Below are 13,086 nucleotides of genomic sequence, written 5' to 3'. Positions count from 1 at the left end.
AAGTCTAGTCAGACATATCGGCCGAGGCCGGGCGGACCGGTCGGCTTCCTCCGGACGGCCCAGACCGGCAAGATGCGCGGCGCGCCCCAACGTTTCTGGCTCGCCGTTCGTGAAGGGTGATGACGGGACAGGTCTCGACCGCGCAAGCGCGGACTGGGCACGGGCAGCAGGGACGGAGGACGGATGGCGGACTGGGAGCGCACGCTCGACGAGCTCGTGCGCGCGCGCGGCGTCGCCCTCACCCGGTACGCCTATCTGCTGTGCGGCGACCCCCGCGAGGCCGAGGACCTGGTGCAGGACGCGCTGGTGAAGACGTTCAGCCGCCACCGCGCCCTGCGCGACACCGGGTCCATCGAGGCGTACGTCCGCCAGTCCATCCTCACCACGCATATCGACGGGCTCCGGCGACGGCAGCGCTGGGCGGCGATCCGCCACCTCGCGGTGCGCGCCGAGACCCGGCTCGGGCCCGAGCAGACGTCCTCCGACCGTATCGACATCGAGGCGGCGCTCAACCTCCTCCCCCCGCGCGAACGCGCCTGCGTGGTGCTCCGCTACTACGAGGACCTCACCGTCCCGGAGATCGCCCGCCAGCTCGCGCTGGCCACCGGGACCGTCAAGCGCTACCTCAGCGACGCCGTCCGCCACCTCGAAGGGCACCTGGGATCGATGCCCGCCGACACCCATGACGAGCACGACGTCGTGCTCGTCTCCGCCGCAAGGAGCACCAGATGACCAGGGACCTCGCGCATGAGCTCCGCCTGCTCGCGGAGGCGGCGCCCGTCGACGACCACGTCACCGGGCTGCTCGGCGCCCGCGCCCACGGCATGGTGGCCCGGATCCGGCGCCGCCGGGCGGCACGCCGTGGCGCCACCGCCGTGCTGTCGGTGGCGGCCGCCACCTTCGCCGTCCTGGGCCTCGCGCCGACGCATGGGCTGGAGGAGCCGCCCGCGCACGCCCCTCAGGAGACGCTCGGCCTGACCACGTCGGTCGACTCCGACGCCTGCGGGCGCACGCTCGAGGAGATCGGGTGGACGGACATCGGGCCCGCCCGGCTCGCCGCCCGCGAGATCGGGGCCTACGCCTCGGGCCACGCCGGGCTGGGCCTGCGGTTCGCACTCGCCTCGACGGCAGGCGACACGGTCGACACCCGCCTGGGGATCGGCGACGGCCGCGTCAGCCTGACCTCCCTCGAACGCCCCGAGGCCGTGGTGGTCTCCGAGGACGGGCGCATCGTGGGCGTGCCCGATGGCGCCCCCGACTACGTCCGGATCGAGGCCAACACCGATGGCGGGGCGCTCCTCGCCATCGGCAGGGTCGCCTTCGCGATGCGCTCATGCGACGGGCCCGACATCCCGATCCCCGCCGGGACCCACAATGTCCGGCTCCGACAGGCCGCCACGCTCCACATCGAGGGCGAGGGCTCCACATCGGTCGCCGTGGTCAGCCGACCGGTCGCGATCACCTTCCCCGAGATGGCGGACACCACCTTCCCCACCTGCGGAGACACGTTCGCCCTGGAGCCGATGGACGACCTCGCGGTCTCCCTCGTCTCGCCGCTGCCGAGCGCCGTGGGCGCCGGCGAGGTCGTCGACTTCGAGCTGGCGCTCACCACCGCCTCGGAGCTCGTCTACATCGAGGCCCGCGGGTTCGCCGCGAGCCTCGTCTTCGTCCAGGACGGGATCGTCGTCGGCGGCGGCCCCACACCCATCGCCAAGGGCTACACCGGAGACGGGCCGAGCGGGGCTATCTCGTACGGGCAGGCCGCCGCCGTGGGCTGCGACGGCCAACCGCTGCCGCCCGGCGAGTACAGCGCCTACCCCGTGCTCGACGTCGCCCTCACCACGAACACCACGCTCGTCGCCGCACCGCAGACCCTCAGCGTCCGATGACCGCCCACGGCATCAGGGCCGCCGATGGCTGACTGGGCAGGCGCCCTCGACACGCTCGTGCGCGACCGGGGGACGGCGCTGACGCGGTACGCGTACCTGCTGTGCTCGGATCCTCGTGAGGCCGAGGACCTGGTCCAGGACGCGCTCGTCAAGACGTTCAGCCGCAGCCGCGCGCTCCGGGACCCCGGCGCCATCGAGGGTTACGTCCGCCAAGCCATCCTGACCACCTACCTCGACGGCTTCCGCCGACGCCGCCGATGGGCCGCGATCCGCCACCTCACCGCGCGTGACGAGGTCGGATCCGGGCCCGAGCGCACCACGGCGCAGCGGCTCGACGTCATGGTCGCGCTCGACGAGCTGCCGCCCCGCGAACGCGCCTGCGTCGTGCTGCGCTTCTACGAGGACCTCACAGTGCCGGAGATCGCGACCCGGCTCGACCTGGCCGCCGGCACCGTCAAGCGCTACCTCAGCGACGCGATGCGCCGGCTCGAGGCCCACCTGGGGCCGCTCGCCGGCGCCGAGCTCGACGACCACGCGATGCTGACCGTCACGCGGCACTGACCCTGGCCGCCCCCTGCCCGCGGCGAGGGGCTCATGCGGGGATGACCACCGGATGGCCCGGCAGGGGGTGGGCACATCCGGTGCTGACGGGCCTCGGGCCGGCCGCGAGGCTGCCCGGGGCCCTGTCGCGCCGATGCCCCGCCGTCACGCGTCGAGCGCGGCCTCGACCGTCTCGTGGATGGTGAAGACCTGCGTGAGCGCGGTGATGTGGAAGACCTTCAGCAGCCGCTCGGAGTCGATTACCAGCTGCAGCCGGCCGCCCACGCCGCGCACCTTCTTCAGCACGCCGAGCAGGACGCCCAGTCCCGTGGAGTCCATGAAGCGCACGGCCGTGAGGTCCACCACCAGGTCCGCGCGGCCCGCGTCGACCAGCGCGGCGAGGCGTTCGCGGAGCACCGACGCGGTGTAGACGTCGATCTCGCCAGTGACCTCGACGACCGTCTGGTCGCCCACGTCCCGGCTGGTCACGCCCACATCCATGTTCGCTCCCGACTCGGCCTCTGCTGCTGGGAGCATTCAAACAGACCACGGGCCTGACGCCGCCCGGCGGCGCGGCGGTCAGGCCCGGTCAGCCCCGGTCAGCCCCGTCAGCCCCCGGAGCGCACCGCGGCGAGCGCCGCGCGGTACTCGGGCGTGGTCCCGTCGGGGCGGACCTGCTGCAGCACGTGGTCGCGGACCCCGATCCGGCGCAGGGTCACCCGCAGCTCCTCGACGTCGGACGGGGTTAGCACAGTGGGGTCGACGGTGGTGCGGACCTGCACGTCGACGCCGGAGTCCAGCACCAGCCGCAGCGACCTGAACGCCGCCTCGGCTGCGGCGCCCACCCCGGTGATGGCCCGGTAGAGCGCCGCGGGGGCTTTGACGTCGAACCCGATCCAGTCGACCAGCGGGAGCATCTCTTCGAGTCGGCGCGGGTAGGCGCCCGAGGTGTGCAGGCCGACGCCGTACCCCGCCTCGCGGATCTCCCGCGCCGCCGCCGGAAGGCCCTGCTGGCGGGTGGGCTCGCCGCCGGAGAGCACCACCCCGTCGAGCAGACCGTGCCGTCGCCGCAGCAGCCCGCGCACCCGCGACCAGGGGATCTCGCCGGGGGTGCGGGGGTCGATCAGGCCAGGGTTGTGGCAGTACGTGCACTCCCACGGGCAGCCTTGGAGGAACAGCGTCGCGACGAGCTGGTCCGGCCAGTCGCACGTGGACAGCGGGCTCATGCCCGCGATCTCGAGCGCGTCGGCCGGGGCGGGGTCGCCTGCTCCCGCCTCGGCGGCGGCTGTGCGCCGGGTCGGCTCGCTCATACGAGGATCGCCGACTCCAGGAACGGGATCCGCTCGGCGTGCTCGCCCTTCTTGCCCACGTTGAACGAGCTCACGGGGCGGTGGTAGCCCATCACCCGGGTCCACACCTCGCACACGACGGGCTCGGCGCCGGGGTTGGCGTCGGCGCAGCGCTCGCAGGTGGGGTGCTCCCCGGCCAGGTAGCCGTGGCTCGGGCAGATGGAGAAGGTCGGCGTGATGGTGATGTACGGCAGGCGGTACGTGGACAGCGACCGGCGCACCAGCTCACGGCATGCCGACGCGCTGGACATGCGCTCGGACATGTACAGGTGCAGCACGGTGCCGCCGGTGTACTTGCCCTGCAGCTCCTCCTGGCGCTCGAGCGCCTCGAACGGGTCGTCGGTGAAGCCCACGGGGAGCTGCGAGGAGTTCGTGTAGTACGGGTTCTGCTCGGTGCCGGCCTGGAGGATGTCGGGGAACCGCTTCTTGTCCTCCTTGGCGAACCGGTAGGTGGTCCCCTCGGCGGGCGTCGCCTCCAGGTTGTACATGTGCCCGGTGCCCTCCTGGAACTCGACCATGCGCCCGCGCACGTGGTCCAGCAGCCGCACGGCCATGGCGTGCCCGGCCTCGGTGGTGATGTCCTCCGCGTCGTCGGTGAAGTTGCGGATCATCTCGTTGATCCCGTTCACGCCGATCGTCGAGAAGTGGCTGTCGAGCGTGCCCAGGTACCGCTTGGTGTACGGGAACAGGCCCTCGTCGATGTACTTCTGGATGACGGTCCGCTTGACCTCGAGCGAGTCGCGCGACAGGTCGAGCAGGCGGTCCAACTCCTTGAGCAGCACCGCCTCGTCACCGCGGTGCGTGTACCCCAGCCGTGCGCAGTTGACGGTGACGACGCCGAGCGAGCCGGTCTGCTCCGCGGAGCCGAACAGGCCGTTGCCGCGCTTGAGCAGCTCGCGCAGGTCGAGCTGGAGGCGGCAGCACATGGAGCGGACGTCGCCGGGCTTGAGCTCGGAGTTGAGGAAGTTCTGGAAGTACGGCAGCCCGTACTTGGCCGTCATCTCGAACAGCCGCTCGGCGTTCTCCGACTCCCACGGGAAGTCGTGGGTGATGTTGTACGTCGGGATCGGGAACGTGAAGACGCGGCCCGAGGCGTCGCCCTCCGTCATCACCTCGATGTACGCGCGGTTGATGAGGTCCATCTCGGCCTGCAGGTCGCCGTAGGTGAAGTCCATCGGCTCGTCGCCGATCAGCGGCGCCTGGTCGCGCAGGTCCTCGGGGCAGGTCCAGTCGAACGTGAGGTTCGTGAACGGCGTCTGGGTGCCCCAGCGCGAGGGCACGTTGAGGTTGTAGACGAGCTCCTGGATGCCCTGGCGGATCTCCTTGTACGACAGGTTGTCGACGCGCACGAAGGGCGCCATGTACGTGTCGAACGAGCTGAACGCCTGCGCGCCGGCCCACTCGTTCTGCATCGTCCCGAGGAAGTTCACGATCTGGCCGATCGCGGAGCTGAAGTGCTTGGGCGCGCGGGCCTCGACCTTGCCGGGGACGCCGTTGAGCCCCTCCTGGAGGAGGGTGCGCAGCGACCAGCCCGCGCAGTAGCCCGCGAACATGTCGAGGTCGTGGATGTGCAAGTCGCCCTCGCGGTGCGCGCGACCGATCTCCGGGGAGTAGACGTGGCTCAGCCAGTAGTTGGCGATGACCTTGCCGGAGGTGTTGAGGATCATGCCGCCGAGCGAGTACCCCTGGTTCGCGTTGGCGTTCACCCGCCAGTCGCTGCGGTCCAGATACTCGTCAATCGACGATCCGACCTCGACGACGGTGGGTTGGTCCATGATGGCGACTCCTCGGTGAGTAAATCCGCCTGTCCACTACATGTGGTGGCGAGCACGGCGTTGTGCAACTAGATGTGCCATCTTCGAGCGGGCACCTGAAGGCCAGGAGGGACTTTGGTCCCGGCCGCCCCCGGCGCGCGCCGCTGAGCCGCGCGCATGCCGCGCACATTCCTCCGATCGCCCGGCGTGTCGCTCCACGGCCCTGCGCGCCACCCCGTTCGTCCGCCCGGGAGGCCCAGTCGCGGATGGGAGGATGGGCGCCATGGTCCAGACCGGCGAGCTGCTCGACGTGCTGCTCGCGGGGGGCCGCCGGAGCGACCGGCTGACGCATCTGCGCCATCTGCCCGAGCGGGCAGGCGAGCAGGCGGACTGGCCCGCGTGGGCGGACGCCGACCTGGTGCGCGGCTACCGCGCGCTGGGCGTCGAGCGCCCATGGCGGCATCAGGTCGAGGCCGCCGACGCGGCGTGGTCGGGGCGCCACACCGTCCTGGCGACGTCCACCGGCTCCGGCAAGTCCCTCGCGTTCTGGCTCCCGTCGCTCACCTCCGTGCGGGCCGACGTCGCCGCCGGGACGCTCGACCCCGGCCGCATCGAGTCGGTCGCCCGCCGCGGGTCGGTGCTCTACCTGTCCCCCACCAAGGCGCTCGCCGCCGACCAGCTCGGCTCAGTGCAGCGCGTGCTCGCGGCCTCCGGGGTCCGCGATGTCCGCGTGGCGACCTGCGACGGCGACACGGGACGCGATGAGCGCCGATGGGTGCAGGAGCACGCCGACGTCGTCCTGACCAACCCGGACTTCCTGCACTTCGCGCTGCTGCCGAACCACCGCCGCTGGGCGCGGTTCCTCGGCTCGCTGCGCTACGTGGTGGTCGACGAGTGCCACGCCTTCCGCGGGGTGTTCGGCGCCCACGTCTCCGCCGTGCTCCGCCGGCTGCACCGCGTCAGCGCGTCGTACGCGCCGCAGGCCCCGCGCCTGCCTGGCGACTCCGGCGCCGCCCGACGGCCGTCGGGCCCGGGCCCGGTGTTCCTGCTGGCGTCGGCCACCACCTCCGACCCCGCCGCGAGCGCCGCCCGGCTGGTCGGCGCGGACGGCCGCGAGATCGTGGCGGTCACCCACGACACCTCGCCTGCCGGGCGCAAGACCTTCGCGTTGTGGCAGCCGCCCGAGCTGCCCGGCGTCGGCGGCCCCTGGTCCGGCCTCGTGCCCGAGGACGACCCGTGGGCCACCCCGCTGCCCGTGGACGTCCCGGACGCTCCCGGGCCCGAGGGCTCCGGCCCGGTCGGCACCGGCCAGCACCAGGTCGCGGAGGAGCCGGACCGCCCCCGCCGATCGGCCACCGTCGAGACCGCCGACCTGCTCGCCGACCTCACTGCCGCAGGCGCCCGGACGCTCGCGTTCACCCGCTCGCGCCGGTCGGCCGAGTCGGTGGCGACCATCGCGCAAGAGCGCCTGGACGCGGTGGACCCGGCCCTGCGCGGCGTGGTCGCGGCCTACCGCGGCGGATACCTGCCGGAGGAGCGCCGCGCGCTGGAGCAGGCGATCCGGGACGGCAGGCTCCGCGCGCTGGCCACCACCAACGCCCTGGAGCTGGGCGTGGACATCTCCGGGCTGGACGTCGTGCTCATCTCCGGCTGGCCCGGCACCCGCGTCTCGATGTGGCAGCAGGCCGGCCGGGCGGGGCGCGCGGGGGCCGAGGGGCTCGTCGCGCTCATCGCGCGGGAGGACCCGCTCGACACCTACCTGGTCCACCACCCCGAGGCGATCTTCGACACCCCCGTCGAGGCGACGGTGTTCGACCCCGCGAACCCCTACGTCCTCGCCCCGCACCTGTGCGCAGCCGCCGCCGAGCTGCCGCTGCGCGAGGAGGACCTCCCGCTGTTCGGCCCCCGCTCCCGCGAGCTGCTGGACACCCTGGTGGCCCGAGGGGCGCTGCGCCGCCGCGCGTCCGGCTGGTACTGGACCCACAACGAGTCAGCGGCCCGGCTCACCGACCTGCGCGGCTCCGGCGGCGACCCGGTGCGGGTCGTGGAGCTGTCCACCGGGCGCATGCTCGGCACCGTCGACGCGGCCGCCGCCGACTCCACCGTGCACCCCGGCGCCGTCTACGTGCACCAGGGCGCCACGTTCGTGGTCGACGAGCTGCACCTCGCCGACTCCGTGGCACTGGTCTCGCGCCGCGACGTGGACTACGGCACGTGGGCGAAGTGGGTCACCACCACCGAGATCCGCTCCGTGGACCAGGAGCGGCAGTGGGGGCCGGTGTCGTGGGGCTTCGGAGCCGTCGACGTCACGACCCAGGTGGTCAGCTACCAGCGCAAGCGCATCCCCGACATGCAGCCGCTGGGCACCGAGGTGCTCGACCTGCCGGCCCGCACCCTGCAGACGTCCTCGGTGTGGTGGACGGCGCCCGCCGAGGTGCTGGAGGCCGCCGGCGTCACCGCCGAGACCGCGCCCGGCGCGCTGCACGCCGCCGAGCACGCCTCGATCGGCCTGCTCCCCCTGTTGGCGACCTGTGACCGCTGGGACCTGGGCGGGGTCTCCACTGCCCTGCACGTCGACACCGAGCAGGCGACGGTCTTCGTGCATGACGCCTACCCCGGCGGCGCTGGCTTCGCCGAGCGCGGGTACGAGCTGGCCGAGACGTGGCTGCGCGCCACCCGGGAGGCCATCGCCACCTGCCGCTGCGCGCACGGCTGCCCGGCCTGCGTGCAGTCGCCCAAGTGCGGGAACGCGAACAACCCGCTGGAGAAGGCCGCCGCCGTCCGGCTGCTCGACGCCGTCCTCGCGCACGCGCCGCGCTGACCCCGATCGCCATCTCTTGGAGTATTTCCTGAGCGCCTATACACACCGTGTATAGCCCGTGTGTATAGTCGCTGTCATGTCAGTCGGACTCACGCTCCTCGGCCTCCTGCAATCCGGCCCCCGCCATGGATACGACCTGAAGCGCGCCTACGACGAGCGCTTCGGCCACGACCGCCCGCTGCACTACGGCCAGGTCTACTCAACGCTCGCGCGCCTGCTCAAGAACGGCCTCGTCGAGGTCGAGTCGGAGCCGGGAGACGGGCCCGAGCGCAAGCGCTACGCCATCACCTCGGCCGGCGTCAGCGACGTCGCCGCCTGGCTCGGCGAACCCGAGAAGCCCGAGCCGTACCTCCAGAGCACCCTCTACGCCAAGGTCGTCCTGGCGCTGCTCACCGGCCGTGACGCGACAGACGTGCTCGACACCCAGCGGGCCGAGCACCTGCGGTCCATGCGCGAGCTGACCCGGCGCAAGAGCGAGGGCGACTTGGCCGACCAGCTCATCTGCGACCACGCCCTCTTCCACCTCGAGGCCGACCTCCGATGGCTCGAGCTCACCGCGGCCCGACTCGACCAGCTCGCCACCCACGTCACACGGTGACCCGGCTCACGCGACCGCTCGACGCCCACCAGGGAGACACCATGCTCGACGCACCGCTCTTGACCGCCGACGGCCTGCACCTGAGGTTCGGCGAGACCCAGGCCTTGAATGACGCCTCCCTGCAGGTCCACGCGGGCGAGGTGGTGGCCCTGATGGGCCCGTCGGGCTCCGGCAAGTCCACGCTGCTGCACTGCCTCGCCGGAATCCTCACCCCGGACTCCGGCCAGGTGACCTACGACGGGCGCCTCCTGTCGCAGATGTCCGACGTCGAGCGCAGCGCGCTGCGGCGCGAGGAGTTCGGCTTCGTGTTCCAGTTCGGGCAGCTCGTCCCCGAGCTGACGTGCCTCGAGAACGTGGCGCTGCCACTGCGCCTGGCCGGGACGTCGCGGCGCGCCGCCGAACGGACGGCCAGTGACTGGCTGCAACGCCTCGAGGTCACCGATGTCGCGGACAAGCGGCCCGGCCAGGCATCGGGCGGGCAAGGGCAGCGGGTCGCCGTCGCACGGGCGCTGGTCACGAGCCCGCGCGTCGTCTTCGCCGACGAGCCGACCGGCGCCCTGGACTCGCTCAACGGGGAGCGGGTGATGCAGCTGCTCATCGCCGCCGCCCGCGACACCGGCGCGGCCGTCGTGCTGGTCACCCATGAGGCACGGGTCGCCGCGTACTCCGACCGCGAGGCAGTGGTCCGCGACGGCCGGGTGCGCGAGCAGGAGCCCGTGCGATGACCACCACAGCGCCCCCCGCCGCCCCGCCGACCACGAGGCGGCGACGCCGCGTCGGCCCAAGGCAATGGGCCGCGGACCTGGCTCTCGGCATCCGGCTCAGCATCGGGGGCGGAGCCTCCGGCTGGACCCGGCTCGCCCTGATCTCCACCGGCATCGGCATCGGCGTCACCATGCTGCTGGTCGCCACGACGATCCCGGCGGTGATGGGGGCGCGCAGCGACCGGATCGCCGACCGCCCGGCGGACGGGATTTGGGCGGCAAGCGACGAAGCGCCGCCCCCCACCGAGCAGTCGATCCTGGTCGACCATGTCCGCTCCGACTTCCGCGATCGGGCGATCGACGGCCTGGTCATCCAGGCCGAGGGCAGCGACCCCGTGCGGCCCCCCGGTGTCAGCCAGGCGCTGGCGCCCGGTGACCTGGTGGTGTCGCCCGCCCTCGCCAGGCTGATGGAGTCCGACGAGGGCGCCCCGCTGCGCGGCAGGTGGAGCGACCGGGTGACCGGCGAGATCGGGCCCACTGGCCTGGCCGGTCCTGAGGAGCTCGTGTACTACCTGGGCGTCGAGCAGGTCAGCAACGACTTCGCGATGCGTGTCACCGCCTTCGGCGAGTCGGGGACCGGCTCGTCCCACGCGGATCCCACCGGGCAGCTCCTCGGCGCGGTAGGGCTGGCGCTCTTGCTGGCGCCTGTGGCGATCTTCGTGTCGACCGCCGTCCGCTTCGGCGGGGAGGCGCGCGACCGCAGGCTCGCGGCGCTGCGGCTCGTGGGCGCCGACACCTCCATGAGCCGACGGATCGCCGCTGGCGAGACGCTCGCCGGCGCAGTGCTCGGACTCGGCCTGGGCGGCCTCCTCTTCGTGGGACTCGGACAGATCGCTCATCGCCTGGTCCCCGCCGACCTGAGCTTCTACCCGGCCGATTTCCAGCCGGCGCCTGTCCTGGCGGCGCTTGTCGTGGTGCTCGTCCCGCTCGCGGCGGTGCTGGTCACCATCTCGGCGATGCAGCGGGTGGGCGTCGAGCCACTCGGCGTCGTGCGCCGCGCGGCGATCCGGCGGCGCCGGCTCTGGGGGCGGCTCGTGCTGCTCATCGGCGGCGTGGCCCTGCTGAGCCCGCTCCGCTCGGGCGGGGACGCCGTCAGCGCGAACGCCCCCGCCATCGTGGCCGGCGTCGTCATCCTGCTCGTCGGCATGGCCGTGCTGCTGCCGTGGCTCGTGGAGGCGGTGGTCCGCCGCATGGGCGCCGGCCCCGTCGCCTGGCAGCTCGCTGTGCGCCGCCTCCAGCTCGACAGCGGCACCGCCGTGCGTTCCGTATCGGGCGTCGCCGTCGCCGTCACCGGCCTCATCGCCATGCACGGGATGACCGCCGCGTGGACGGCCGCAATCGGCGACGACTCCGGCGCGGACACCGCCCAGGTGTACTACGCGAGCACCGACGAACGATGGATCACCCGCCTCGAGCAGACTCCAGGCGTCAACCAGGTGGGCACTCTCACGTCGGTCACCGTCGAGTCCACACAAGGGGGCTCCCAGCCGGTCTCCATGCAGGTGGGCGACTGCGCCACCCTGCTGATCGGCCGCGAGATCGACGCCTGCACCGACGGTGACGTGTTCGTCGCCGCCGAACAGGGGATTCCCGTTCCGGAGGCCGGCAGCGTGTACCTGCTCGGCGACGCCAGGGACGGCGAGCAGCAGGAATGGACGATGCCCGCCTCGACCCACCGGTTCCCCGGTGGCGAGTTCGGCTACATCGAGATGCTCGTCACGCCTGGAGCGCTGGCCGGGATCGACCTCGACCGCGGGACGACTCCTGCCGATCTGCGCGTCGCCCTGGACGCGTCGACGCCCGACGCGGTGGACCACCTCCGCACGGCCGTGTCCCGCCTGGATCCGAGCGCCCATGTGACGTCCGGGGACGAGCTGATGACCCGTGCTGCGGAGACGGTCAGGCAGCTGCTGCTCGTCGCGACGGGCGCCCTGCTGGTGATCATCGGCGCCAGCATGCTGGTCAACATCGTCGAGCAGCTGCGGGAGCGGCGGCAACTGCTCGCCGTCCTGCTCGCGTTCGGCACCCGACGGCGCACCCTGAGCTGGTCGATCCTGTGGCAGATCGCCATCCCGATGGTGCTGGGGCTCGTCCTGGCCGTCGCCACCGGCACCGCGCTCGCCGCGATCCTGCAGACCGCTGCCGGGGCGCCCGTCCAGTTCGACTGGCTCGGGATCGGCGCCACCACCGGGACCGCGGCGCTCGTGGCACTGCTGACCACAGCGGCCAGCCTGCCGCTGCTGTGGCGTCTGACCCGGGCGGGAGGCCTGCGCAGCGAGTGAGGCCTGGTCGGCCTCTCGGGACCGGCGATGGCTCATCGCGCCGTCGCCGGTCCCGCGCGCGCCACTGCGAGGGCCTCCCCCACGGACGTCTGGCGGGCCACTGACACTGCCAGGACCCTGCCTCCCTCCGACCGGCAACCACGCAGCTCGCCGCCGTTGCGACGGGCGACCTCCCCGGCGATCTCACATGCCCGCTCGACCTGCGCGGGGCCGTCCGTGCCGCGCAGCTGCTCGGCGCCCGCGAGCGCGGACAGGTCGGCGGCGGTCTGCGCCCGCGAGCGGCCCGACTGGGCCCCGACCAGCAGCCCGAGCGCCAGCATCACCGTCAGCACCACCGCGACCAGCCCCAACGCGAGCACTGTCCCCGACCCCTCATCGCTAGTCACGGCTCGACCCACGCCGTCGCCGTGCCGCTGACCCGCACGGGCGCGACGCTCAGCGTCCCGGCGGTCGTAGCACTGCGCACCGTGACCGTCACCCACTCCCCGTCGTGCGCGACATCGACGGCGGCGCCTGCTCCAGCGACCCGGACGGCCTGGGCGACCACCACAGCCTGGTCCTCGCCCAGCGCTGCGGACCGGGCGCCTGCGCGAGCCGCGTCCGCACACCGGAGCTGCGTGGTCGCGGCGGCGGTGAGGACGAGGACGGCTGTCCGGAGCACCGCGACGGCCGGCAGGGCGACGGCCAGCTCTGCGGTGACGCTGCCCCTCTCGCCCTCCTCGTCGGCCCGCCGCGTGCCCTGGCCCACGCCAGCCTCAACGCCCCCACGGCCCGCGACCCCGGCGGTCATGTCGAGAGCGCCCCACGGATGATGCCCATGAGCAGCTCACGCACCTCGCCGCTGCGCAGCACCGCGATCAGCAGCCCGGCAAAGCCCACGGCCGCGATCGTCGCGATGGCGTACTCGGCGGTCGCCATGCCTCGGTCTCCACCGGCGACGACGCGGCGAGCCACCGAACCGCTGATCCCCCGCACCCGTGCGAGCACCCGCCTCGGCCGGGTCGAATGCCCCACCGGCGCATGGTGCGCCACCTCCGTCACCTCAGCGATCCCCGCCACCTCAGCCGTCCCCGCCATCTCGACCACCCC

At 72.9% G+C, this 13,086-nt stretch carries 13 protein-coding genes; 7 read left to right on the top strand and 6 right to left on the bottom strand.

What is annotated here, in order from left to right:
- The first annotated feature begins 183 nt into the window (after positions 1–183).
- The 3 genes from BN3788_RS02155 to BN3788_RS02145 are packed head-to-tail and all read left to right on the top strand — an operon-like array spanning position 184 to position 2,450.
- A complete protein-coding gene (locus tag BN3788_RS02155; RefSeq protein WP_066582242.1) occupies positions 184–732 on the top strand; it encodes a sigma-70 family RNA polymerase sigma factor in 549 nt (182 codons plus the stop codon).
- Positions 729–1,889, top strand: coding sequence for a hypothetical protein (locus BN3788_RS02150; protein WP_066582241.1), 1,161 nt, complete (start codon positions 729–731; stop codon positions 1,887–1,889). Before BN3788_RS02155 ends, BN3788_RS02150 begins: the two co-directional genes overlap by 4 nt.
- A 24-nt stretch (positions 1,890–1,913) precedes the next feature.
- Entirely contained in the window at positions 1,914–2,450 is a 537-nt protein-coding gene (locus tag BN3788_RS02145; protein ID WP_066582240.1) for a sigma-70 family RNA polymerase sigma factor, read from the top strand.
- A 144-nt stretch (positions 2,451–2,594) separates the two neighbouring features.
- Here BN3788_RS02145 and BN3788_RS02140 read toward each other — a convergent pair whose 3' ends face one another.
- The 3 genes from BN3788_RS02140 to BN3788_RS02130 form a co-directional block, all read right to left on the bottom strand.
- Entirely contained in the window at positions 2,595–2,918 is a 324-nt protein-coding gene (locus tag BN3788_RS02140) for an STAS domain-containing protein (RefSeq protein ID WP_452094363.1), read from the bottom strand.
- A 119-nt stretch (positions 2,919–3,037) separates the two neighbouring features.
- Positions 3,038–3,739 (bottom strand): anaerobic ribonucleoside-triphosphate reductase activating protein, encoded by a 702-nt coding sequence (locus tag BN3788_RS02135; RefSeq protein ID WP_066582238.1) that lies wholly within the window; start codon positions 3,737–3,739, stop codon positions 3,038–3,040.
- On the bottom strand, positions 3,736–5,553 hold the full coding sequence (locus BN3788_RS02130; RefSeq protein WP_066582237.1) for a ribonucleoside triphosphate reductase: 1,818 nt from the start codon (positions 5,551–5,553) through the stop codon (positions 3,736–3,738). The genes BN3788_RS02135 and BN3788_RS02130 overlap by 4 nt, the downstream gene beginning before the upstream one ends.
- Before the next feature lie 262 nt (positions 5,554–5,815).
- Here BN3788_RS02130 and BN3788_RS02125 point away from each other — a divergent pair, with 262 nt between their 5' ends.
- From BN3788_RS02125 to BN3788_RS02110, 4 genes are all read left to right on the top strand, one after another.
- Complete coding sequence (locus BN3788_RS02125) at positions 5,816–8,353, top strand: DEAD/DEAH box helicase (protein WP_066582236.1); 2,538 nt, start codon at positions 5,816–5,818, stop codon at positions 8,351–8,353.
- Positions 8,354–8,429: 76 nt separating this feature from the next.
- Positions 8,430–8,951, top strand: a complete 522-nt coding sequence (locus BN3788_RS02120; RefSeq protein ID WP_066582235.1) for a PadR family transcriptional regulator — start codon at positions 8,430–8,432, stop codon at positions 8,949–8,951.
- A 41-nt stretch (positions 8,952–8,992) separates the two neighbouring features.
- Complete coding sequence (locus BN3788_RS02115; protein ID WP_066582463.1) at positions 8,993–9,676, top strand: ABC transporter ATP-binding protein; 684 nt, start codon at positions 8,993–8,995, stop codon at positions 9,674–9,676.
- Positions 9,673–11,997 (top strand): FtsX-like permease family protein, encoded by a 2,325-nt coding sequence (locus BN3788_RS02110; RefSeq protein WP_066582234.1) that lies wholly within the window; start codon positions 9,673–9,675, stop codon positions 11,995–11,997. Before BN3788_RS02115 ends, BN3788_RS02110 begins: the two co-directional genes overlap by 4 nt.
- Before the next feature lie 32 nt (positions 11,998–12,029).
- Here BN3788_RS02110 and BN3788_RS19185 read toward each other — a convergent pair whose 3' ends face one another.
- Genes BN3788_RS19185 through BN3788_RS02095 form a run of 3 tightly spaced genes read right to left on the bottom strand, consistent with a single transcriptional unit; the run spans position 12,030 to position 13,083 of the window.
- The gene (locus BN3788_RS19185; RefSeq protein ID WP_159066841.1) at positions 12,030–12,383 is read right to left on the bottom strand and encodes an Rv3654c family TadE-like protein; all 354 of its coding nucleotides are present in this window, start codon (positions 12,381–12,383) and stop codon (positions 12,030–12,032) included.
- Complete coding sequence (locus tag BN3788_RS02100) at positions 12,380–12,787, bottom strand: TadE family type IV pilus minor pilin (RefSeq protein WP_315969734.1); 408 nt, start codon at positions 12,785–12,787, stop codon at positions 12,380–12,382. The genes BN3788_RS19185 and BN3788_RS02100 overlap by 4 nt, the downstream gene beginning before the upstream one ends.
- Positions 12,784–13,083, bottom strand: a complete 300-nt coding sequence (locus BN3788_RS02095; protein WP_234346462.1) for a DUF4244 domain-containing protein — start codon at positions 13,081–13,083, stop codon at positions 12,784–12,786. Before BN3788_RS02095 ends, BN3788_RS02100 begins: the two co-directional genes overlap by 4 nt.
- Positions 13,084–13,086 lie beyond the last annotated feature (3 nt).

Source organism: Cellulomonas timonensis (assembly GCF_900046455.1).
Classification (GTDB): domain Bacteria; phylum Actinomycetota; class Actinomycetes; order Actinomycetales; family Cellulomonadaceae; genus Cellulomonas_A; species Cellulomonas_A timonensis.
Note: the sequence above shows the minus strand (reverse complement) of the source record. Positions and strands in the feature narration are given on the sequence as shown.

Coding starts and splice junctions, on each gene's coding strand:
- BN3788_RS02135 (WP_066582238.1), bottom strand. CDS start 3,739: ATGAGCGAGCCGACCCGGCGCACAGCCGCCGCCGAGGCGGGAGCAGGC.
- BN3788_RS02125 (WP_066582236.1), top strand. CDS start 5,816: ATGGTCCAGACCGGCGAGCTGCTCGACGTGCTGCTCGCGGGGGGCCGC.
- BN3788_RS02145 (WP_066582240.1), top strand. CDS start 1,914: ATGGCTGACTGGGCAGGCGCCCTCGACACGCTCGTGCGCGACCGGGGG.
- BN3788_RS02150 (WP_066582241.1), top strand. CDS start 729: ATGACCAGGGACCTCGCGCATGAGCTCCGCCTGCTCGCGGAGGCGGCG.
- BN3788_RS02155 (WP_066582242.1), top strand. CDS start 184: ATGGCGGACTGGGAGCGCACGCTCGACGAGCTCGTGCGCGCGCGCGGC.
- BN3788_RS02100 (WP_315969734.1), bottom strand. CDS start 12,787: ATGACCGCCGGGGTCGCGGGCCGTGGGGGCGTTGAGGCTGGCGTGGGC.
- BN3788_RS02130 (WP_066582237.1), bottom strand. CDS start 5,553: ATGGACCAACCCACCGTCGTCGAGGTCGGATCGTCGATTGACGAGTAT.
- BN3788_RS02115 (WP_066582463.1), top strand. CDS start 8,993: ATGCTCGACGCACCGCTCTTGACCGCCGACGGCCTGCACCTGAGGTTC.
- BN3788_RS02110 (WP_066582234.1), top strand. CDS start 9,673: ATGACCACCACAGCGCCCCCCGCCGCCCCGCCGACCACGAGGCGGCGA.
- BN3788_RS02120 (WP_066582235.1), top strand. CDS start 8,430: ATGTCAGTCGGACTCACGCTCCTCGGCCTCCTGCAATCCGGCCCCCGC.